Origin of the sequence: Haloflavibacter putidus (assembly GCF_006546625.1) — a bacterium.
In the GTDB taxonomy this organism is placed as follows: domain Bacteria; phylum Bacteroidota; class Bacteroidia; order Flavobacteriales; family Flavobacteriaceae; genus Mesonia; species Mesonia putida.
This window is the reverse complement of the sequence record NZ_VIAR01000003.1, coordinates 103,273-126,087: the sequence shown is the minus strand read 5'-3', so window position 1 is coordinate 126,087 and position 22,815 is coordinate 103,273. Positions and strand designations below refer to the sequence as shown.

At 34.0% G+C, this 22,815-nt stretch carries 20 protein-coding genes and 1 tRNA gene; 10 read left to right on the top strand and 11 right to left on the bottom strand.

The annotated features are described in order from the left end of the window. Positions 1-5 precede the first annotated feature (5 nt). The 5 genes from FKR84_RS04135 to FKR84_RS04115 form a co-directional block, all read right to left on the bottom strand. Positions 6-1,916, bottom strand: coding sequence for an HsdM family class I SAM-dependent methyltransferase (locus FKR84_RS04135; protein ID WP_141420934.1), 1,911 nt, complete (start codon positions 1,914-1,916; stop codon positions 6-8). Beyond that, positions 1,913-2,677 (bottom strand): hypothetical protein, encoded by a 765-nt coding sequence (locus tag FKR84_RS04130; protein WP_141420933.1) that lies wholly within the window; start codon positions 2,675-2,677, stop codon positions 1,913-1,915. Before FKR84_RS04130 ends, FKR84_RS04135 begins: the two co-directional genes overlap by 4 nt. Continuing rightward, entirely contained in the window at positions 2,678-3,823 is a 1,146-nt protein-coding gene (locus tag FKR84_RS04125) for a hypothetical protein (protein WP_141420932.1), read from the bottom strand. Next, the gene (locus tag FKR84_RS04120; RefSeq protein WP_141420931.1) at positions 3,816-6,080 is read right to left on the bottom strand and encodes an ATP-binding protein; all 2,265 of its coding nucleotides are present in this window, start codon (positions 6,078-6,080) and stop codon (positions 3,816-3,818) included. Before FKR84_RS04120 ends, FKR84_RS04125 begins: the two co-directional genes overlap by 8 nt. 199 nt (positions 6,081-6,279) lie before the next feature. After that, entirely contained in the window at positions 6,280-6,696 is a 417-nt protein-coding gene (locus FKR84_RS04115) for a helix-turn-helix domain-containing protein (protein ID WP_141420930.1), read from the bottom strand. A gap of 1,305 nt (positions 6,697-8,001) precedes the next feature. Here FKR84_RS04115 and FKR84_RS04110 point away from each other — a divergent pair. The 8 genes from FKR84_RS04110 (at position 8,002) to cydB (ending at position 15,897) form a co-directional block, all read left to right on the top strand. Next, a complete protein-coding gene (locus FKR84_RS04110; RefSeq protein ID WP_141420929.1) occupies positions 8,002-9,132 on the top strand; it encodes a HEPN domain-containing protein in 1,131 nt (376 codons plus the stop codon). An 80-nt stretch (positions 9,133-9,212) separates the two neighbouring features. Continuing rightward, positions 9,213-10,067 (top strand): hypothetical protein, encoded by an 855-nt coding sequence (locus tag FKR84_RS04105; protein ID WP_141420928.1) that lies wholly within the window; start codon positions 9,213-9,215, stop codon positions 10,065-10,067. A 134-nt stretch (positions 10,068-10,201) separates the two neighbouring features. After that, a complete protein-coding gene (locus FKR84_RS04100; protein WP_141420927.1) occupies positions 10,202-10,525 on the top strand; it encodes a hypothetical protein in 324 nt (107 codons plus the stop codon). Positions 10,526-10,755: 230 nt separating this feature from the next. Then, the gene (locus FKR84_RS04095) at positions 10,756-11,496 is read left to right on the top strand and encodes a hypothetical protein (RefSeq protein WP_141420926.1); all 741 of its coding nucleotides are present in this window, start codon (positions 10,756-10,758) and stop codon (positions 11,494-11,496) included. A gap of 78 nt (positions 11,497-11,574) precedes the next feature. Then, a complete protein-coding gene (locus FKR84_RS04090; protein WP_233357659.1) occupies positions 11,575-11,766 on the top strand; it encodes a hypothetical protein in 192 nt (63 codons plus the stop codon). A 117-nt stretch (positions 11,767-11,883) separates the two neighbouring features. Further along, positions 11,884-12,885, top strand: a complete 1,002-nt coding sequence (locus FKR84_RS04085) for a c-type heme family protein (RefSeq protein WP_141420925.1) — start codon at positions 11,884-11,886, stop codon at positions 12,883-12,885. A gap of 583 nt (positions 12,886-13,468) precedes the next feature. Continuing rightward, a complete protein-coding gene (locus tag FKR84_RS04080; RefSeq protein WP_141420924.1) occupies positions 13,469-14,854 on the top strand; it encodes a cytochrome ubiquinol oxidase subunit I in 1,386 nt (461 codons plus the stop codon). A gap of 5 nt (positions 14,855-14,859) precedes the next feature. After that, a complete protein-coding gene (cydB, locus tag FKR84_RS04075) occupies positions 14,860-15,897 on the top strand; it encodes a cytochrome d ubiquinol oxidase subunit II (RefSeq protein ID WP_141420923.1) in 1,038 nt (345 codons plus the stop codon). Positions 15,898-16,041: 144 nt separating this feature from the next. On the opposite strand, the gene FKR84_RS04070 is transcribed toward cydB, so the two are convergent. Further along, positions 16,042-16,114, bottom strand: a tRNA-Met gene (locus FKR84_RS04070). A gap of 283 nt (positions 16,115-16,397) precedes the next feature. Here FKR84_RS04070 and FKR84_RS04065 point away from each other — a divergent pair. Further along, positions 16,398-16,559: a DUF1328 domain-containing protein gene (locus FKR84_RS04065; protein ID WP_141420922.1), complete on the top strand. Its 162-nt coding sequence runs from the start codon at positions 16,398-16,400 to the stop codon at positions 16,557-16,559. Positions 16,560-16,609: 50 nt separating this feature from the next. Here the strand turns inward: FKR84_RS04065 and FKR84_RS04060 are convergent, their stop codons facing one another. Together FKR84_RS04060 and FKR84_RS04055 are read right to left on the bottom strand one after the other, a co-directional pair. Beyond that, positions 16,610-16,789, bottom strand: coding sequence for a CPXCG motif-containing cysteine-rich protein (locus FKR84_RS04060; RefSeq protein ID WP_141420921.1), 180 nt, complete (start codon positions 16,787-16,789; stop codon positions 16,610-16,612). A gap of 3 nt (positions 16,790-16,792) precedes the next feature. Then, positions 16,793-18,727 (bottom strand): ABC-F family ATP-binding cassette domain-containing protein, encoded by a 1,935-nt coding sequence (locus tag FKR84_RS04055; RefSeq protein ID WP_141421205.1) that lies wholly within the window; start codon positions 18,725-18,727, stop codon positions 16,793-16,795. A gap of 68 nt (positions 18,728-18,795) precedes the next feature. Here FKR84_RS04055 and FKR84_RS04050 point away from each other — a divergent pair, with 68 nt between their 5' ends. After that, entirely contained in the window at positions 18,796-19,194 is a 399-nt protein-coding gene (locus FKR84_RS04050) for a DUF983 domain-containing protein (RefSeq protein ID WP_141420920.1), read from the top strand. On the opposite strand, the gene FKR84_RS04045 is transcribed toward FKR84_RS04050, so the two are convergent. The 3 genes from FKR84_RS04045 to porM form a co-directional block, all read right to left on the bottom strand. Further along, positions 19,155-20,219 (bottom strand): NAD(P)/FAD-dependent oxidoreductase, encoded by a 1,065-nt coding sequence (locus FKR84_RS04045; protein WP_141420919.1) that lies wholly within the window; start codon positions 20,217-20,219, stop codon positions 19,155-19,157. The two genes, FKR84_RS04050 and FKR84_RS04045, sit on opposite strands and share 40 nt — an antisense overlap. A 69-nt stretch (positions 20,220-20,288) precedes the next feature. Next, positions 20,289-21,233 (bottom strand): type IX secretion system ring subunit PorN/GldN, encoded by a 945-nt coding sequence (gene porN, locus FKR84_RS04040; RefSeq protein WP_317129101.1) that lies wholly within the window; start codon positions 21,231-21,233, stop codon positions 20,289-20,291. A 10-nt stretch (positions 21,234-21,243) separates the two neighbouring features. Further along, positions 21,244-22,809 (bottom strand): type IX secretion system motor protein PorM/GldM, encoded by a 1,566-nt coding sequence (gene porM, locus FKR84_RS04035; protein ID WP_141420918.1) that lies wholly within the window; start codon positions 22,807-22,809, stop codon positions 21,244-21,246. Between the last annotated feature and the right edge of the window lie 6 nt (positions 22,810-22,815).

Here is a 22,815-nt window from a genome sequence, read left to right as displayed (position 1 = left end):
ATATATTAAATTACTATTGAGTTCTTATTTTTTAAATTTACTTGTTGATCTTTTTTTAATTGTTTATCAATTCTTTCATAATATTTAGATTCAATAAAATATTTTACATCTTCTTTATTATCATGATTCAATATAATTTTTTTTTCATTTTCGGTAAAATCAGGAATTCCAAATTTTTTAATATAATTTTTACTTATCGACCTATGATTTGATACATAATATTTACTTGTTTGGGAGATGTAAAACCAGAATATATCTGTTTCTAAAATGGATTTTAGTATTAATAATTCATCTATATCTTCTGAAAACGCAGCTAAACCATTATAAAATAGTAAATCTCTATCTTTAGTGATAACAAAATTTGGAGAATCTGTTATGTGCGGAAAAAATAACTTAAAACCTTTAATGTCTAGCGATTGAGTTCTTCCGTATGCGTACCAGGCTTCATAATCTCTTTTTCCTTTATCTCTTTCAGAAAGTACTATTTTATTATATTCTAAATATCTATAAGCATCCGGATATTTAGTTCTAAATTCATCTTCTGATATTACTTTTCTGACGCCATTTACATAATAGTAAGGAAAAATGATAACTTCATTATTTGCTAACAGTGATTCTTTACTTTCAATACTATTTGAATTAATAATAGAACGACAAATTCCTCTTTCAATTCTAACTTCCTCCTCCCCTTTTTCCTTTCTATAGTAAAATTCATTGTCTTCTCTAATTGGTATGAACTTAAAAACTTTATTTTTAAGTGTAGCTATACCATTTCTTGTTTGGTATTTATCAGAAAAGTGAATTCCTGTATTTTCTATTATGGAAATTAGCTTCTCCGCATATTCGTTATCAACTAAATTCCAACCATTCCAATCATCAATGTTTTCATATTCAATAAAATAAAAATCACTTTCTTTTATATCAAATAAAGATTTACTTTCTTTTCTTTTATAATGGATTCCATCAGAGATTTCATTTGTAATAAAGCATAAACAAGTATAAGTGTTATATGCTTCAAAAATTTGTTCGCCTCCAAAATCAACTATTTTAAGAGATAATTTTTTGTTAGAAATATATTCACGTAAAGCTCTGCCATTTATACTTTTAAAGAAAGAATTGACAGTTATGTAACCTAAAACTCCATTTGGAGATAGGTTTTCAACACCAACTTCAAAAAAAGGTATATACAAATCTGGATGGCCACTATTGCCAACACTCCAGTTTTTTACTAAAGACAAAGATTCTTCATCCATATTTCTAGAGCAGACATAAGGTGGATTACCTACAATTATGTCGAAACTATTTATAGGTATGTTAAATGCATTATTAATTTCAAGACATAAGGTATTGCCCTTATGAAAATTGAAGTCAAAATCAACATCTTCTCCTTGTAATATGGCATTTAAGGTTAATAATATTTTTGCTCTATTAATACTATAATCAGCAACATCAACACCAAATAAATTTTCGTTGTAAATTTCATAAAAGTTTTTATTGGTGTAATTCTTAAGATAATTTGACACAGTTAATAGAAATCCACCACAACCACATGCGATATCAGCACAGGTTATATTTTCCAAATTTCCTTCCCACTTATTAAAAGAAGTTTCAACAATATAATTTCGTATATTTTCAGGAGTATATATTGCTCCTGTAATAACTTTGTCTTCAGGAGATATAACATACTCAAAAGCAGTTATTAATTCTTCTAAAGTTTCTATTTTTACTTTTGAGTTAAATTTTAAAAATTCTATATAATCTTTATCTCTATTTTTAATAAAATAATTATTAATTAAATTATTTTCAACTTTTTTTATATTATTATATTCTAAAAAAGTTGAAACTAATAATCTATCAACAGCTAAAATTTCATTAGAATAATTGTTTAGATATTTATTTAAAATAGACTTGTTCATATTATTTGAGGACAAATATCTTTAGTGTTCCAATCATTCTTAATATCATGAAAGCCAAAATGATTGGCAAAACTTGCAATAAATGGTTTTAATGTTCTTTCTTGTGCATAACCAAGTACTTTTAAATATATTGGGTCTCTTTTTAGTTTGCGCCATAACTCAGGTGCAAAATTTGAGAAAACAAAGTCCAGACCAGATATGAAATCCATGGGATAGTGCATAAATCTTGGGTTATCAAGTATTAATTGATTTCCAAAATTTTTACCGTTTCCATTATAATTACCTAATTTCCTTCCACCCATTTGAAAATGGTATATTGGATGTACTTCATTTGAAGGATTTCCTCCTTGAATATGCCTATCTAAATGATAAGAAAGAATATGGTCTTTTTGCTTTCTAGATTTTCCTTCAATAATAATGTTAAATTCTAAGTGTTTAAAGGGATCCTTAAATTCTTTTGAATAATCAAAATATTCTCCTTTTAAATTAATGCTAAACTCTAAAACTGCCTCTTTAACAGATTTAGGAAATTGGATATTATTAGAAACGTCTATTTCAATTGCAAATCCGCTAATTTTATATCCCCAACTTGTAGAAGTTCCAAGGGGTAAACTTTTATAATTTTTAAGCTCTTTTATAGCTCTATCAATTGTCCCTATTGATTTATGACTTATGGAACATCTTTCTAATGCTCTTTTTAATAAAGTTAGTTCTTCAGCTAATTCCAAACGATAACTTTTATTATTTGGATCGATTGTCATTTAATCTATTTTTTTTCTTGCAACATTCAATCTTTCAGAATCACTTGGATGTATTTTTATCCCATTCTTTGTAATTAAATCTGGTTTTGTGACTATAGCAAATAGTGAAATAAATGAATAATCCTGCCAAGGTTTTGGTTCATCTTTTCCACTAATCTTAAATCCTTCAAACGGATCTAGAGGCTTTTTCGTTATCTCACAAATATTCCAAAAATTAGTACTCTCGAATAGCTCAATTGGTTTTGCTACTATTAAATCTTTAAATTCGGTATTTTCATTTAATAGTTTTACTCTAGTATTAGCATCTAAACTAGCAAGATTTTCATCAGTTATTTCTTCAAACACATCATTTACCATATCATTCCACCATCTATTCCAACTATCAAAAAATACACCATCATATTTCGTCTTTGAGAAATATTTATCAATAAAATCATTCCAACACTCTACATTTTTCGTGAGATCTACACCCAATCTAGCTGCTAGAGTATATTCATTGATTAATACACCGGTAGGCTGAACAATATCTTTAAATATTACTCTTGCGAGTTCGTGAATAGGTGGTTTATCTTCAATAATAAATCTTGATAAAATTCTTTGATCTAATTCATTATAATCTCTTCCTAAAGATTTAGAAAAGTCTTTTTTGTTTTTAGTTAATCTTTGATATCCGTTAATTAAAGAAACAATTTTAGCAATAGTCTCGCCATTAATATCATCTTTCAAGAAAGTCCAATCAAATAAATCATGACTTGTAAAATCTTTATTGAACGAATCTTTCACTCTATCTTCAGTAGAACATAAAATAATAGGTAAATCAGATATTTTTCCTTCTGATGCTAAAGTTCTTATCATTTGTGCTAATGGAGGTGCTTGATATCTTACCTTAAATTTATTAGCTTTTTCAAGTTGTACTTCTTCATCCTTTTTATCTGTATCACCCTCTTGAGGACCATCTAATTGTAAATCCAAGATAAGAGCATCACAATTTTCAAGTTCTTCCGCTAGTCTATCTAGCTCTTTTTCAAAATTATAAGGTTTCTTTAAATCAATATCTAGAATATTTGTTATCTCTAGCTTTTTTTTATACGGAATAGTTAAATCCTCTTTTTCGTCATCCAAATAGAATATTCTATATTTACTCATAATCATCTATGTTTGTTTTGGGTAACTCAACTCTGATAGTAGTATTGTATTTTTCTTTTGGTTTAGTTACAAAAACCTCACCTCCATAACCTTCTATAATATCTTTTACTATTTTAAGTCCCAACCCCGTTCCTGATAGTTCTTCTAATTCCGTCGAAGCACTTCCAGATGGATTACTGGTCGTGTAAAATGCTTCAAAAATCTCATCCTCTTTTTCTGGATCAATACCAATTCCATTATCAGAAAATTCCAGATATACTTTGTCTTTAATTTTACCTGCTTCTATTGTAATCTTTCCCTTATTAGTTTTTTTGGAAATAGCTTTTTTTGCGTTCGTATAAAAATTAAATAATATTGAAGCCCATTCTGATCTATGCATAGGGCAAGTGAGTAAATTATATCCTTTGAATTCTGGCTCTTCAAAAATAATATTACTCCTTATTAAATCAGGAGTAATAATTTCTAAAAAGTTTGAAACAGGTTCTCTTAGTTCTATAGGTTCAAGTTCTCTATTTACATTTTTAGAAATAGCATCTTTAAAAAAAGAAGTATACACAGAAAAAGCTTTGAGATTTTGTTGTAATCTAATTCCTGCTTTTTTTCCTTCTGAATCCTTTATTAAATTAGTTATAAGTTCTGCATCATATTTAAACGCAGGCTCATAATGATTAACTTCATGTACAAATTCTCCAATAGTCAAACCTAAACTAGCTAATATTCTCAATAACTGGATTTCCTTTAGAAGCTCTTTGGTTTTGGCTTCTCTTTCTAAGCTCTCCTCTTCTTCAATTTCTTCTAATTCCAGAATTTTCTCGTTAATTGTTTTTAATTTAATTGAAATACTACCTTGATCATCTCTATTAATTTCATCAAATTCTTTTTTAACTTCCTTAATTACTTCCTTTGTAGTTTTCTTGTCCCACCCTTTTTGGCCGGCAGTACCTTTCCTGTCTCTTATCTGAGATATTTTAATAGCAACATCTGTTAGAACTTTATAACCGAAATCTTGTAATTCTTTGAATGAATTTGTCTCTAATAATCCTTCTCTACTTGAAAGTTCTTGAAATTTTTCCCCTTCCCTATCTATAACTTCTGCAAACCCAAAAAAATGTAGATTAGAATGAGGAGCTATTATACTCCTTCTTCTCATCGAAGCATCTAGACCTAACCAATCATCGTCCTTTTCAGCATAAGGTAAAACCCTAAAACCATTTCGATATAATCTAATACCCCCATTTTCTTTAGCGTTTTGTAATATGTATGTATTAACTGTTTTAGGAATATAGGACGTTTGATTTGAATTATAGATGAAATAATAAGCTTTTAAATGAATATTTTTTAAGTCTTTGAAATTATCATCTCTTTCTTTTTTACCAACTAAATAAACTTCCTCTGGGATTGATAATTTTTCACTTTTAAATGAATAATAACCTTGTCCTTTTTCATCTACGTATGCTTCAATTACAGCAAGTGCGTGCTGAAAAAAAGCACTTTCTTCATCAATAATTGTATTATTGTTTCTAAAAAAAGTAACCTTAAACCCAGGATCATTTGTACTTTGTTCCAATCTATCAGATAAAGGAAAAGGTTGTAATAAGTCTGAGATATATTTGTACGCTCTTTTTATCATTGAATCTGACCAAGAATCCCTTACATTTTCTATAATCAAGGTTGTTCCTTCTTCTTTATCTTTTTCTACTTCTTCAATTTTATTTGATATTAATAATAAATTAGAATCTATCTCATATTTATCCCAATCAATTGTAACTTTTAGTGCTTTATCTGAATTTAACGTTTGAGTAACTATTGTTAAAACTTGTCCTATTCTTTGGGTAGCAAAACGCCCAATCCCTTTTTGTCCTGCTCGAGTTCTATTGTATCTGGGAGACTTTGGATTGTGAATTTTATCGCTTGAAGAAATAGTCATAAAACCTTTAATCAATTGTTCTCTTGTCATGCCCATTCCAGTATCTTCAATTGTTAAAGTACCTCCAGGTTTATCACAATTCTCAAAATATAAATCAACAGTTAAAGCATCAGCATCATAGGAATTTTTAACTAATTCAGAAACAGCTGTTTCATGTCTTCCAACAAGTTCTTTCCCAAGTCTATTAATTACTCCGGCATCGACTGAAAATCTAACATTGTCCTTATCATAGCTAGAAAGTAATGAAGATAGTTCTAATATTTTATTATAGTTATTTGGTTCTTTTTCTAAAACCAATTCAAGCTGTTTAACAATTTCTTTTTCGGTCATTATCATTAGTTTTAGTAGCACCTTAAACTAAAAATTTATTTTAGTTTTTCTTCAAGGTTAAATATATCTTAATATAAGAGTATAATTCTAGAGTAAAGCTATTTAATTAATTTCAATTACTAATAACATGATTATGTTTAGAAAGAATACTGAAGAGTTGATAAGAAATTTATAGTGAAAAATTAATTTTTCACTCAAATTATTTTTTAACTATTTTTTCCAAATAAGCAACTTTTTCTTTTTCAGCTGTCAATAAACGTTCGTAAAGTTTTTTATTTTCTTCATGAGCTTCAACAAGCTTATCTAAGGGGTTAAAAGTGCAGTTTAAATTTGAAACACTTACTGACGAGGCTCCTTTATTAGAGCCTTCATAATTATTTTGAATATTATATATCAAGTTTTCTTCCGAAAAATTCTCAATCGCTTCTTTGCTAACCCCTAATACTTTTGCCACTTCGTCCAGTTTATCCTCTTCAATGGTTTCACTTTGTTCTAGATGAGAGACGGTTTGTTGGCTCACACCTAGTTCTAAGGCAAGCGCTTCCTGTTTCATCCCGCGAAGTTCTCGAATGCGGCTAATTTTTCTCCCGATATGTGGTGTGGCTGTACTGTTCATGTGATCTACTATTAGAAAAGTAAAGATACAAATTTTTAAAAAATATGAAGATACTCCACACCGGTATTTTACCAAAGCTTTAGGTGTTGGCTGGTAGGCGATGATAAAAGCTTATAAGATTGCTACTTCAGTTTCAATTTTAACTTCAACTTCAGGATGATCATCCCTTCTTTTCCATTGCCGAAAAGAAGCAAAAGTCTAGGCTTATTTTCCTGAAACTTGAAAATCTGCAAAAAACTTTTATCCTGCGGATAGCAAAACGCTCCGCTAGGCTATCCTCCTCTGCCCCACGCTAAACTTTTTCTTGATTTTACTACGTTCATGAAAAGTATGCCGGGTACTTATCAAAAAATAATCGAAAAGCCATTTAGTAAACAGGGGACAGTGGTCAGTTAGCAGTATTTTTTAAACTCAACTTTAAAATCATAAATTACTATTACCCTATCTCCTAATTCCTAATTCACATTGTCATTTCCACCAAAGTAAAAATTTTTTCAATTTCAATAAGGATTGCTCCCCTTCTTTTCCATTGCCGAAAAGAAGCAAAAGTCTAGGCTTATTTTCCTGAAACTTGAAAATCTGCAAAAAACTTTTATCCTGCGGATAGCAAAACGCTCCGCTAGGCTATCCTCCTCTGCCCTACGCTAAACTTTTTTTTGATTTTACTACGTTCATCAAAAGTATGCCGGGTACTTATCAAAAAATAATCGAAAAGCCATTTTAGTAAACAAGCGACAGTGGTCAGTAAGCAGTATTTTTTAAACTCAACTTTAAAATCATAAATTACTATTACCCTATTCCCTATCTCCTAATTCCTAATTCACATTGTCATTTCCACCAAAGTAAAAATTTTTTCAATTTCAATAAGGATTGCTCCCCTTTTTTTCCATTGCCGAAAAGAAGCAAAAGTCTAGGCTGAAGAGAAAAATATAAGAAAATACTACGATGACCTCCCCCACAGATAAAAAAAACGCCCTGCGGTCACCCACATGATGGAAAGGCAGGCAGCTTTTTATCTATTTCCCAACGCTGCTACCTTGATTTTTAATAATTTTCTCGGCAGACCGTTTTTATTTATACTCAACAACTTCCTACTTCCAAGTCCAGTGTCTATGCTCTATGTTCTAACTCACCACCCAAAAACTCCCACCACCTATACCCAATTCCTACAACCTACTATCGCTATTGGTAAATTACCTATCCTCATGGGTGTAATACAAGTCCGTTTGGTTCGGTACGGAAAGCTATCGAACTTACTTTGATTAATGAAGAACAAGATATGTTTCACCGTTAAATCATCAGCTTATGCCATCACTTTCGCCATCTTTAATCAAACAACTAACGCAGTTTACCGAATTGAGCACTATCTATAGCGTTCCGTCTTTGGCTGCTAACGTAAAACCACTTTTACTGCTCCTCAGCCGGGAACCCCTCACCGGACAAGTATTGAGTGAAGTAAAAGAATGCGTTCAACAACAGTCGCACTACCACTGGCGTATGTACGAAGAAACCTATGCTATTCACCAATTTAAAAAAGGGAATGTATTCTTTATTCAAGCCTTAAAGAAAGCGTATGTAACCTACCGTGCTCCCAAAACTACTCCCCCAAGCTTAAATGTTGAAAAAGCATGTGAAAAGGCACCCGATTTTTTTTATAAAGAACATCAAAAAGCATTGGATTTTCAAGAGGGAGCTCATTTTTATAGTACTAAAGAAAACTACCCCCAAGCGGCTTTTATGTTGCACCAAGCAATAGAACTCTCCTTTAGAACGGGGGAATTGATAAGCATGGGAAAAGAAAAAATTTGTCACAAGATTGTGCATCATCAACACTACATTCAACACTTTGTCCCCGAACTAGGAGAACTTTTTAAGGAAGAAAACATGCATGAAAAACACTTGTTAAATCGCTTAGATAGCGCTTACCGAAATGTACGTTATGACGTAGATTATAGCATATCCTTATCGGCTATAGAACGTTTACAACACAAACTGGACAGCCTATTGGAAACAGGAGAGGAAGAGTTTTTGAAAAGGTATGCGCACTGCAAAAACGCTATGGAAAAGCCTTCCCCTCCTGCTCCACCCAACAAAGAGGAGATCGAAAAAAACTTACGCCAGTTGATTCGCCGTCAGTATGAACCGCTTAATAAACATACCCGCAGGTTTTATCAACATAAAGCGATTCCTGTAGAAGATCCGTTAGAAAGTTTTCTAAGTGTCACGCATCTTTTAAAAGTTTGTGTACTCGCCCTTGAACACACCGGAACCTCTTTTTCAAACACCATCCCGCAACCCTATGTCAATATTCAACAAAGCCTGGAATTTGCCCTCCAACTACTCCCCTATGAAGAAATGGAGTTTTTAGAACAATTGATTGAAGACTACGGAGGGCTGGCAGGTTTATTAACCGAGCAAGAGGATTCAGAAAGCTAACAACACAAGATTTAAAGTTATCAATCGTGTAGTAAACCTTATTAGGTAAGTCTACAATTTATGAATTAAAAAATCATATAATGAGTATAAAGAATCTCCCTGAAGTACGATTAAAACAGCTGTTGAAAGTTATAACATCAATGTTGTCCGTGCATTCCATTTACAGTATTGGAGTCCGATCGCACCAATTAGAAAATTTTTATTCTTTCAATGGATTAGAAAAAAATGATGTAGAAGAACACTGGGAAGTGACACTACTAATTGTGAGCAACGCTTATGTAAAAGATCCCAAAGCATTTATGGAAAAAATTTTCACTAAAATGAACAAAAAAGTTCGCTTGTATAGTATACATTATACCTATAATGAGATTAGCACACGATTAAATGTAGGAGACAATTTTTTAAGTCGGCTATTATTACCTGAAAATAGAATACTTCAAGAGCATCCGTTAGTTATAACAGGCTATATTAAACATCCGGTAATGTATAAAAGAATAAAAAGCGGCTGGGAATTTAGAATTTCTAAAGCAGCATATTTTATAAGTAAATTAAATGTGAGTGATGATATTTCTTGCGAACCGGCAAAATTCCTTTTAGTTCATCAAGCTATTTCCCAAGTCTGTGCAGCATTACTTTGGATTTATTGGGAATACAAACCATCGCATGTTGATCTTAATTATATGGTTCGCTTATGTCAGAATTTCAGTAGAAGTACAAAAATTGTACTTCCAAAAGAATCTTTTCGATCAAAGAGAATTTATAATGCTATATGTCACGCTCAATATAACCTGAATTATAAATCGGTAAATGATATTAGTATTGAAGATGGGTTTCATGCAAGAAAACTCGCATCTCTATTTTTAAAAGGAGCCCAACAAGAAGGAGAAAAGCGATTGGCTCAATTAGGAAAGTTACATCAATTAGAAAGACAGTAAGTAATTTAGTTACTTTTCGTTATCACTATAATTATACTGCTTAAGAACAGGCTTTACAAAAGCCGGAAAACTAGGTTATATACCTTGGCGACCTAGCCTTCGGGGCTGTAAAATAAACTAAAAACTTACCTAAGTTGATTCGCCATCAGTATGCACCGCTTAATAAACATATCCGCAGGTTTTATGAGCTTAAAGTCATTCCCGTTGAAGATTCGCTAAAAAGTTTTATAAGTGTCCCGCATCTTTTAAAAGTTTGCGTACTGGCCCTTGAACATACTGGAACGTCTTTTTCTAAGAACATTCCACAACCCTATGTAAATATTCAACAAACCCTGGAATTTGCCCTCCAACTGCTTCTCTATGAAGAAGTGGAGTTTTTAGAACAATTAATTGAAGACTATGGAGGCTTGGCAGGTTTAATAACCGAGCAAGAAAAAGCTTATGATTTAGAAAGTTAGCAGCAAAAAAAATTCCCACTCCCCACTCATAATTAGGAATTTATATAAAAAAAAGTTATATTCAACAACACAAGCGAATGCTATTCAATAATTTGATAATCACTTTATCTAGACATTAAGGTGAGTCCAAGTTGAGTCCAATACAATTCCAAAATGAATACAATAATTCGCCAGTATTTAATGGACTTAACTTTATAAGAGAATTGTAATAATAAACTGATTTAACACGTATGGCGTATTTAGGAAAAAACAATCGTATAAGCGGAAGCCTTGGTGACTTAGTATTCCGTCAGGTGAACGGGAAAACTATTGTTCAACGAAAACCTGAAAAAAATACCGTAAAGCAAACCCAGCCTACCAAAAAAGCAGCTGCCGATTTTGGAAGAGCTTCTACAACAGCCAAAAAAATAAGAATTGGATTACAGACCTATAGTCGTGGTTTTGCAGATGCGAAATCCTTTTGCCGGTTACGCACCCGCATACAGCTTGCAGCTCGAACCAATAACCCCGCCCCGGTGGGAGAACGAAAACTTTGGGAAGGAACACCTGCCTTACTCGAAGGTTTTGAATATAACCTTCACAGTCCGTATGATCGCTATTGTCAAGTTCAATTAAGTACTATCGCGATTATAGATCAAAAACTAGAGTTTACGGTGGAATCTTTTTTTCCGAAACAAGCGCTCACTTGGCCGGTGAATGCCGAAAAAGCAAAGCTTTGTTTTTGGATGGCAGTACATCGCGAAGAAGACGATCTCTCGGTACAAGAAGAATTATTTCAAATAGAACTCACACCCAGCAACGAACCGATTACTCAAACCTCCTTTACCAGTGAAAGCTTCACTTCATCAGACTGGGTTTTTGTATGGGGCGGCATCTTATATTTCGAAAACAATCAAGTTTTAGGTTGGGGATGCATCAATGATAAAAAATTACAACCTTTGCGGTTATTAAAAGTCTTCTCACCTACCTAACTTAATAAGCAGGACTTGTCATAAAAAGAGGGGCATTCTTTAGACCTATGTTAAATTTTTAAATTGGTAAAATTCTATATGAGTATAAATGAATTAAAAATCAAAGTGTTTATAAAAACCGTTTGGTTTTGCCATAGAAATCCTTTAGACTGGAAGAAAGGAGAAAAAGCAATCGTTTCTCCACCAAAGACCTTAAAAGACTATGAGGCCAGACTAGAAGATAATTCTGTGGAAAAAACCATCTGGTATTTAGCCAAAAAGCAATTTTAAATAGTGGTTAAATTAAGTTGAGCGAAGGTAGAACTTCGCTTTTTTTTGCTTTCTGTAACTTTGGTTACCGTCCATTTACTATGGTGCCAGTAACTTGCAGTATCAAATACGATAGTGATGAAATGGATTCTAATGGTCTTCGTCTTGCTCTTGAGCCTGACGTCCTGTAAGCAATCAACCCAAAAAAATAACGGTGATTATATTAAAATAAAGTCAGCAGATTTAAGTTCTGAAGACATCGCGGTGAAAGGAAAAAAGTTGATGGTAAACAAGTGCTACCTCTGTCATAGTCCAAACGCAGAACAGGCCTCGATGATAGCCCCACCTATGGCTGCCATAAAAGCGAGATATTCCAAAGATGCGCAAAGTAAAGAGGAATTTATTAGGCAGATATGGCACTTTGTGAAACGACCTGCTCAGGAAAAGGTAAAGCTAAAAGGAGCGGTTAAGCGTTTTGGATTGATGCCGAATCAGCCTTATAAGCAGAGAGATATTGAGGCCATTGCTGCTTTTATGTACGATTACGATATTGCTCAACCCGAATGGTTTGAAAAACATTGGCAAAAGAATCACGGAAAAAAATATAAGCAAAAGGGTAAGTCCGTAAGCTCACTTCCAGATCCTGAACAGAGCTACGCCGATATAGGCATGGCCTATGCCAAATCTACTAATGCAACTCTTGGTAAAAATTTAATGGGAGCCATACAGAAAGAAGGAATCCTGCATGCGCTTTCCTTTTGTAATGTCCAGGCGATACCCCTTACAGATTCTATGGCAACTAAGTACAATGCGATCATAAAGCGAGTGTCCGACAAAAATAGAAATTCGAAAAATAGTGCAAATTCCAAAGAATTGGAATATATCTCGGTCTATAAAAAGGTACTAAAAAACGGTGAAGAACCAAAGCCCATAATTGTAGAAAGAGGTGAAAAGGTCAATTTTTATTACCCTATAATCACCAATAACATGTGCTTGAAATGTCACGGAACTCCGGGACAGGACATACAACCAAAAACTATACAAAGAATTCAGCAACTTTACCCTAAGGACAAAGCCACTGGTTATGATGTGAATGAAGTGAGGGGTATGTGGAGTATAACATTTAAAACTAATGAGTAAATTAATATTTACGTTTCAATCTTATTTCTAATCTTAAGTTGCTAACAGTCGGCCCAGAAAAAAGAAGAGCATAAAGGTACTTCTGCTCACTGGAGTTATGATGGAGAGTCAGGACCGGAGCATTGGGCAGAACCTGAGGAAGGAGACCAACTGCAACGGCAACTTCCAATCTCCAATCAATCCGGCAAATTTGGTGTTTTCATTAGCAAGAGTACATTGGATTTTTATATTAAATCAGATGAACAGCTAAGTTTTCACAAGATTAACAACAAGGTTAAAAGTATTGAAAAATATAGCCAAGGAAGATTCTAAAGCTTTTATCGTCATGTAAAAACAGGTTATTACAACTATAACCTTTATGAGGTTTTAGAGAATTTTAGCTTTAGTGTATATATCGTAGATCCTAAGCATATCAAGAGGAGTATTGGAATAGTTCGTGGTAAAAAATATAAGGTTAACGCTAAAAGAATTGCTGTTTTTATTAAAAGAAATCCTGAATGATTAGGATTAAAAACCAGCGACAGGTAACATAAGTTGCAAACCTGTATAATGGGTTTTCTTTAAATTTGTAAAAAAAAAAGGTATGGATGTTGAAATTCTGTCTCGAATCCAGTTTGCTTTCACAGTTGCTTTCCATTATATCTACCCACCTTTGAGTATAGGTATTGGTTTGATTATGGTTGTTTTCGAAAGTATTTATATACGAACTAACAACAAACAGTATGAAGTATTGGCCAAGTTCTGGACTAAATTATTTGCCATTACATTTGGAATTGGCGTGGTAACTGGTATAGTCATGGAATTTGAATTTGGGACCAATTGGGCCACGTATTCGCGGTATGTGGGCGATATTTTCGGAAGTGCACTGGCAGCAGAAGGTATCTTTGCTTTTGCCTTAGAAAGTAGTGCCTTAGGAATTTTGCTATTTGGATGGAACCGGGTGAAACCATGGGTGCATTTAGTTGCTACCTGGGCTGTGTTTTTAGGCTCTATGTTTTCTGCGGTTTGGATTGTGATCGCTAATTCCTGGCAACAAACTCCTGCGGGTTATCATATCGTTGGAGAAGGTATGCAGGCTAGGGCTGAAATTGTCGATTTTTGGGCGATGGTATTTAATCCCTCTTCAGTAGATCGATTAACGCACGTTTGGCTAGGCGCTTTTCTGGCTGGAACCTTTTTGATTTTAAGTGTTCATGCCTATTACATTCTTAAAGGACGATATGTTGAAATCTCCAAAAAAGCCTTCAAAATCACTTTAGTAGTTGCTGCAGTTTGTTCTTTAGCACAGCTTGCCACTGGCCATAGTTCGGCCGAAGGTGTATCTGTTAACCAGCCTGCGAAATTGGCTACTATGGAAGGTCACTTTGATGTAAAAGCACCGGCTGACTTATACTTACTGGGGTGGGTAGATCAAGAAAACCAAGAGGTCACGGGCTTAAAAGTTCCCGGAGGCCTATCTTTTATTCTACACCAAGACTTTGAAACCCATGTAACGGGCCTCAACGCTTTCCCAGAAAAAGATCGACCTTCACAAGTGAATGCTGTATTTCAATTCTATCACATTATGGTAGCGATAGGTATATTTCTCATCGCTTTAAGTTTATTTGCCTTATGGCAATGGAAGAGAGGTAAATTGTTTCAAAAAAAATGGTTGCTTTGGACTTTCGTGTTCACAGCTTTATTACCACAGATTGCTAACCAATTCGGTTGGTTTGCAGCAGAAATGGGAAGACAGCCCTGGGTCGTTTATGGCCTACTAAGAACCTCGGATGCACTATCCAAAAGTGTACGAGCCAATCAAGTGCTGTTCTCTTTAATTTTATTCTTTATCGTTTATTTTATACTCTTTCTTCTTTTTGTCTATTTGATGAATAAAAAGATTAAAAGCGGTCCATACGATGAACAGAATTCTGAAGAAGGATCACTTAATAATGAGATCTCTCAAGCAATAGCAAACGAAAAAAACTAATTAATATGGAAACATTTTTAGGTTTAGATTATCCCACCTGGTGGTTTTTAGTTGTAGGAGGTTTATTTTCAGGCTATGCTATTTTAGATGGTTTTGATTTTGGTGCAGGGGCCTGGCATACGTTTTTTAGAAAAAATTCGAGTAGAGAAACCGCGCTTAAAGCTATCGATCCCACGTGGCACGGTAACGAAGTTTGGTTAGTGATAGGAGGAGGAACTTTATTTGCTGGCTTTCCTGTATTCTATGGCACCCTGTTTTCTGCCATGTATACTCCTTTTATTCTATTTCTTCTCTTTATTATTTTTAGAGGAATTTCTATCAAATTCAGAAATATGGAAGAGATGCTATGGTGGCGACGCATGTGGGACTGGGGGTATTCTATCTCCAGCATTATGCTGGCTTTTTTATTGGGTGTTGTCCTTGGAAATATCTTAAATGGGATGCCTTTAGATGAAAATTTTGATTACACTGGACGAGGATTCTTCGAGTTTCTTAACCCATTTTCAGTCTTGGTTGGAGTGACAAGTTTAGCTTTATTTATGATGCATGGCGCCATTTATCTACTGCTAAAAACCGAAGGTAAACTTTATAATCGCATTCAGCAATTTCTTAAAATAGGAATAGCTTTTTTTATTATCTCTTATATTGTAACCACGAGTTACGGTTTCTTTAATTTGGATCATTTACTAGTAGTCTTTGAGAATAATCGAATCCTTTTTGTGGTGCCCTTTTTAGTCTTTCTAAGTATCGCAAACGTTCCCAGGCTAGCAAGTAAAAAGAAATACGGCTGGGCCTTTATTTTTACTAGTCTAACCATTGCTTTATTGCTGGTGATCGTTGCTTTTGAACTTTACCCACGTTTGTTGCTATCTAATTCCGTAACAGAAAACAGCATCACCATTTACAATGCAGCAGCCTCTACCAAAACCCTTAAGATCATGATGGGATTTGTAGCTGTTGGAGGCCCTTTGGTGCTTATGTACAGTTTTTTTGTGTATAGAACCTTTTGGGGTAAGGTGAAATCGGATACAGAAGGATATTAGGCAGTTGACCTAACTCTTTTTATTGTAAATTCTCAAATTTTAAATAAAGCTTTTCCGACATATCAGAAGCCAAAATGTAAACATCATATCCCTCCATTTTCCATAAAATAAAAAAACCATCTTAAAAAAGATGGTTTTTACTAGTAGCGGGAACTGGACTCGAACCAGTGACCTTCGGGTTATGAGCCCGACGAGCTACCTACTGCTCTATCCCGCGATTTCGACTGCAAATATACTATAAATTATCTTTCTAAACCAAATAAAATATTTATTTTTTTTAAAAAATCCGAAACTACAATTCCATATAAAAATAACTAACAAATATTTAAGTAATGTGCAATTTTAATGTTAAAATCAACCAAAAAAAATTGAATACTAAACTTTATACTATTAAATTTAAAAATATTTAGGAGAACAAAATCTTTTAATTATAAATATAGTAGTTTACATTTATGGTAATCACTATATAAATTAAATACTAACCCTTAAAATTTATTATTATGATAAGATGGATTGTTATTTTTTTAATCATTGCTTTAGTTGCTGCCGTTTTTGGATTTGGTGGCATAGCTGAAGGTGCAGCAGATATTGCTAAAATTATCTTTTACATTTTTATAATCTTACTGGTAATTTCTTTACTGGCACGTTTGTTTAGAAGATAAGAAACTTTGATAGTTAACATTAAAAGACGCAACTAGCTTTGCGTCTTTTTTTATTGCTCTATAGTAATTGCCGAAAATCCTGCAAGTTCTCCTTGCTCAAAATTTACTTCGATACGAATAGGATTGCAACAAACCTCGCAATCTTCTATATAAGTTTGACTTACAGATGGGTCTAAAAGCATAGAAATTTCTTCCCAGCAATACGGACATTGAAAAAAATGTTCTACCATTCTTTACTCGTTTTCTAGATTTTCTAATTTCTCTTGCACACGCTCCCAGTCTTTCATTAACTTTTCCAATTCTTTTTTGTCGTTTTGGTAATTATCAAAAAACTCGGGGTTGGCGGCAGTTTCATCATAATTAACCGCTAAATCTACGTCTGCCTGTTTGATTTTTTTTTCTAATTTGGTTACGGAAGCTTCAATATTACTTAATTTATTTTTTAAGCTTTTAATTTCTTTTTGCTGTGCGTAAGTTTGTTTGGCCTCAGATTTTTTCTCACTAGATTTTCTTTGTGTTGTTTTTTTGGGTTCGGAAGCTTTTTCTACTTCGCGCATATTTTCCATAGCGCGCTCTTGTAAATAATAGTTTATATCTCCCAGATATTCTTTTAATTTATGGTCTCTAAATTCGTAAACCTTATCTGTTAATCCGTTTAAAAAATCTCTATCGTGCGAAACTACAATCAGCGTGCCTTCAAAATTAGCAAGCGCATCCTTTAAAACGTTTTTAGACTGAATATCTAAGTGATTGGTTGGCTCATCCATAACCAACACATTAAAGGGTTCTAATAATATTTTAGCCAAAGCCAGTCTGTTGCGCTCTCCTCCTGAAAGTACTTTTACTTGTTTTTCTACCTCGTCTCCGCGGAACAGAAACGCGCCTAAAATATCGCGTACTTTTGTACGATTAGAAGCATTTGCCGCATCGTACATTGTATCTAGTACCGTTTTACTACCATCTAAATATTCGGCTTGGTTTTGGGCAAAATAGCTAATTTGTACATTATGGCCCAATTTTAAATGACCATCATAGTCTATCTCTCCTACAATAATTTTGGCCAAAGTAGATTTTCCTTGTCCGTTTTGTCCCACAAAAGCAGTTTTTGTGTTGCGCTCTACCATTAGGTCTATATTTTGCAACACTTGCTTTTTGCCATAGCTTTTAGAAATATTTTCTGCTTCTATTACTACTTTTCCCGGATTTACCGAAACAGGAAATTGCAGACTCATCACCGCATTATCTTCTTGATCTACTTCAATACGATCTATTTTACCTAGTTTCTTGATAAGCGATTGCGCCATAGATGCCTTGGTTGCTTTTGCCCTAAACTTTTCGATAAGCTTCTCTGTATGCTCAATTTCTTTCTGCTGATTTTTTTGCGCTGCCATTTGTTGTTCGCGTCGCTCTTCTCTAAGCTCTAAATAGCGGGAATAAGGTTGATTATAGTCGTATATTTTCCCTAAAGAAATTTCTATGGTTCGATTAGTCACTTTATCTAAAAACATTTTATCGTGCGAAACGATTACAATACTACCGGGGTGGGTTTTTAAGAAATCTTCTAACCAGATAATACTTTCAATATCTAAATGGTTGGTAGGCTCATCTAAAAGCAATATGTCGTTGTTTTGCAGTAAGAGTTTGGCCAATTCTATACGCATACGCCAACCCCCGGAAAAAGTATGGGTTTGTTTATCAAAATCTGCTCTTTTAAAACCCAAGCCTTGTAAAATTCTTTCGGTATTACCTTGGTAGTTATACCCCCCAATTATTTCGTATTGGTTTTGTACATCGTTTAAGTCTACCATTAATTGGTGGTAACCTTCGCTTTCATAATCTGTGCGCTCTGCCAATTGCGTATTTATTTCTTCTAATTGTTTTTCACAAGCTTTTATCTTTTCAAAAGCTTGATAGGCTTCTTCCAATACGGTTCTGCCTTCTTCAAAATCTATATCTTGTTTTAAGAAGCCAATTTCAACGTCTTTTTCTTTGGCTAACTGTCCGCTATCTGCTTCCATCTCACCAGCCAAAATCTTTAGCATAGTAGATTTTCCGGCTCCGTTTTTACCTACTAGACCTACACGATCTCCCGGATTTAATTTATAGGTGATTTCTTGAAATAAAAATTCTCCTTGAAAAGAAATGGATAAATTATGAATGTTGAGCATTTGTGTACTAAAAGTTACCGAGATTAAGTGCAAAGATGCTTAAATTTGCATAGTTTAAAAAAGATGTCATGAAGTTTTTAAGAGGATCTAAGCTATATAGTATTTTAACTGGTACTTGTCCCGTTTGCCACCGGGGCGAAATGTACAAAGTTTCCAATCCGTATAAACTTAGCAAAGTTTACGACATGTACGAATATTGCTCGCATTGCGGAATAAAATATAAAATGGAACCTTCTTTTTTCTACGGCGCAATGTATGTTAGCTATGCCTTAGGAGTTGCATTTTCTGTAGCCACTTTTATAGTTGCCCATCTGCTTTTTGGTTTGGGCGTTGTTGGCTCTTTCATAGCAATAGTAGCTGTTTTAATTTTACTAATGCCTATAATTATGCGCTTATCGCGGAATATATGGATTAATCTTTTTTATAATTATAAAGAATCTGCCGCCGAAGGAAATAAAGATTCGTAGCGCTTGCTATCAATTTCTATTGGTAAAGGTTCATTCTTTTCCGTAAAGTTAAAAAGATATTGCGCCATTGGAGCACACATTAAAATACCTCTGCTACCAAAACCGTTACACACGTATAAACTTTTTTCTATGGGATGTTGCCCAATTAAAGGTTTGCGATCTTTTACAGTAGGTCTTACCGCAGCTTCTTGTCCAATAACTTCAAAATCTACGGTTAAGATTTTTTTCAATTTATTGATAAGTTGCGTACGAGCATTTTCTGAAGCATTTTGATTATCGAATTCTCGACTATAAGTCGCTCCCACTTTAAATATATTGTTGCCGCAGGGAATAATAAAAATTGCCGCTTTTAAAATTTTGTCTAGTTTTAATTTTGGGGCTTTTATATGAATGTATTCGCCTTTATTTCCTACCAAAGGCAAATAATTGAAATAAGGGTTTTGTAACATCCCGAAACCTTCGCAAAAAACAATACGTTCAAAAAGTATTTCTTTATACTTATTTTTTTCAGTGAGATGCAAAGCAGAAAAATCGAAACTTTCTTCTATTAATAGGTTTTGTGTTCGTAAAAAATTGCGATAATTTTCTAGAAGTTTGGTGGTATCTAATAAGCCGGTATTCTCTACTTTCCCAAATTTAAAATCGCTTTTAACCCCTTCTATTTCGTTTAATAAACCTGTGTTTAAAAATGGTGCTAATTGCGGATTATCTGCTGCTTCAAACCAATTATTCTGTTCTTCTATAGAGCTAAATTTTCTATAAATGGGTATTTGTTCAACCAACTTCGTGTTTAGTAGCTTTTCTAAATCTGCATAATACTTTTTTGCCGTGATGTAATGTTCTTCTGCATTCCAAGCCATTTTAAATCTTTTGAGCACCACAGGATTCATTAAACCTCCGGCTACTTTAGAAGCTTGCTGCGATTGATCTGCCACTACCATAAAAGAACGTTTGTTTTTTCTAAGTTGTTCGACTACGGCAATACCGCTTAAACCTAAACCTACAATAATGTATTCTACTTTCATAATTTTACGGAATAAAAAACGCCCTTTTTTAAAAAAGGGCGTTACTAATATTACTGCTAATGAATAAACTTAATAATTCCACATATCCGATTCGAAATTGCGGATAGATTCTTTTATTCTTTGCGATTCTAACAGTTGCATTAAAGCGTTGTCTGCAACATAATCTTCGATTTGACGATCACCTTGAACGTTGTCTTCTCGATAGATTACTGCATCAAAACGTCTTGCATTTAACAAATGGTCAAAACTCAAAGGTCTAGCCGTATTATTTCTGTTAAACACTTTTGCTTTATGCAAGGCCGGGCGCAGTTCTGGATAAAACACCCAAAATAACTCTACCGGCGCCAACATAGCTTTTTTCTGCTCGTCAGAAAGGTTATCACCATTAATCTGTGCCATTGAAATTTGCGCTTTCCCTTGTGCTGAGGTAACCATAGGGGCTAAGCCTAGTAAACGATAACGCAATTCTCCTTGACGCTTATCAAAATACCAATAGCCTCTAACGTTATAACCTACAACATCTTCAGGATTTAATTCAGATTCTACCACTTCACCTAAACCTACACTCAAAGAGTCTTCTGGTTTACCTTGGTTCATGGCCTCGATACCTACATTTGTAATTTGTCGTGCTTTCAAGTTATCTTGTAATTGATCGCGCGAAAACTTTTGCATAAAATAGGAATCGTTATAGATATTTAAACTATCTTTTTGAATCGCATCTGTAATTACCGTAAACAAAGAACGTCTTGTAGGCGTCTCGTCTAACGGGTAGTACAGTGGAAAATTTACTCTTTGGTTAAGGTCGATAAACTCCCAAACTGTTTTTGCCCAAAGCACATCTCTATCATCTACATAACCATAATCTAACGGTTTATCGTGTTCGTTTATAGTTTCTGTTTCTTCACTGTTCAAACTATCTACGCTTTTGGCATTAAGGATATCTGCTTGCGCATTTGCTGCTCCTACGAACAGTAATCCTGTTACCAACAAAGAATAAATTTGCTTATTCATCATATTATTTATTTTAATCTGTAAGCTCAATTAGTACCGGTGAAATTCTTGGTAAAGTATACGAAGAGTTTCCTTGTATTTTAGCTTTAATATCAAAAATTGTAATTACCGCTCCTCTTGGCGCTCCTTGTAATTGCGCTTTTGCGGTACCGTTCAATCTATTTCCTGCTACGTTAACAATTGGTTTTCCTACTACTTGAAACTTAAAACTGGTTACATTTAAATTTAAATCGAAAACAAAGTCTGGTAAAGATGCATTTACTTGTGCAACCGCAACCGTTCCTCGCGGCATTCTTAACGCCCCACCAGAACCATCACGACCAGCAACAATACCTACCGGTCTTGGAATTTCTTTAATTCTGAATTTCTTACTATCTGATACCGGCTCTCCGTTTGGCAATTCGCCATTTACTCTAATAGTTACGTCTTTTGCCTTTACGTTGGTAACATCCATAACGTAGCTAGAAGAACCTGTCTTAGCCAAACCTGGTGCACTAGCACTTACAGATGGTACACCTGGAATAGAAATAGTCATTGGGTTTTTTACACCACGGTAAACTACATTCATCTTATCTGCAGAAATTACTGCTGCATTAGGTTTAGGAATTACCGCATAAGAATCACTAATTGGTAAAGTTACGGTTGAGTCACCTTCTTGAAATTGTAACTCTCCTTCTATTTTTTGTTCTCCAACGTTACCTGCGGGGAAATCTAAGGCTACATTTCCTGTTCCTGCCTCTACTTCTTCTCCGTTAATAGTTACTTTATCAAAGGTAAGTGAATTATCATAACGCCCCAATACAATTTTACCTGTAAAGTTCTCGCCACTAAAGAAAGCAGATTTATCCGGAACAACCATTGCTTGATAGTTACTCATAGATAACTGACTTGCTTGCTCTCCTTGTAACATTGCAGACAACAATTGGTTTTCTACCGTTTTGATGTCGTTTTGCATTTGGGTTAATTTGGTTAAAGAAGCGATTATTGGGAAACCAACAAAGTTATAGTTAATCCAAGGTTTAGTAACCCCTTCGCTATTCGTTACATCGCTAATATCAAATTTTTCTTTAATTGTAGCTTCAATACTTCTATAACTTGATCCTTCTAGACCTTGCACTAACTGAAGCATTTGATTTTTATACGATTCTATTTCGTCTAAAAACTCTTGTCCGTCTTTTGTTACTTTACTTTGGTAAAACTTTTCATCAAAATATTGTGTTTTATCCATAGTTTCGTACTGCAACTCTCCTTCATCGTTCTCATAACTTCCCGCTTCTAACGCTCCTTGCTTCAAATTTGCAATATAGTTGTTCAAATCTTTAGAAACACTTTCTACTTTTTGTGCTTTGTCTTGTAACGGCTTATACTGCTCCGGTTGCTCAGAAGCCTTTTGTGCTAATCCGGCCATAAAAGCCTCGTTTCGTTCAGCTGTTGTCTCGTTAGCTTCTGCTAAACTTTGATTTATCATTCCAAAAGCAGTAAGAACTTCCTTAGACATATTTAGCGCCATCATCGCGATGAATACCAAATACATCAAGTTAATCATCTTCTGTCTTGGAGTTTCCTTTCCTGATGCCATATTCTG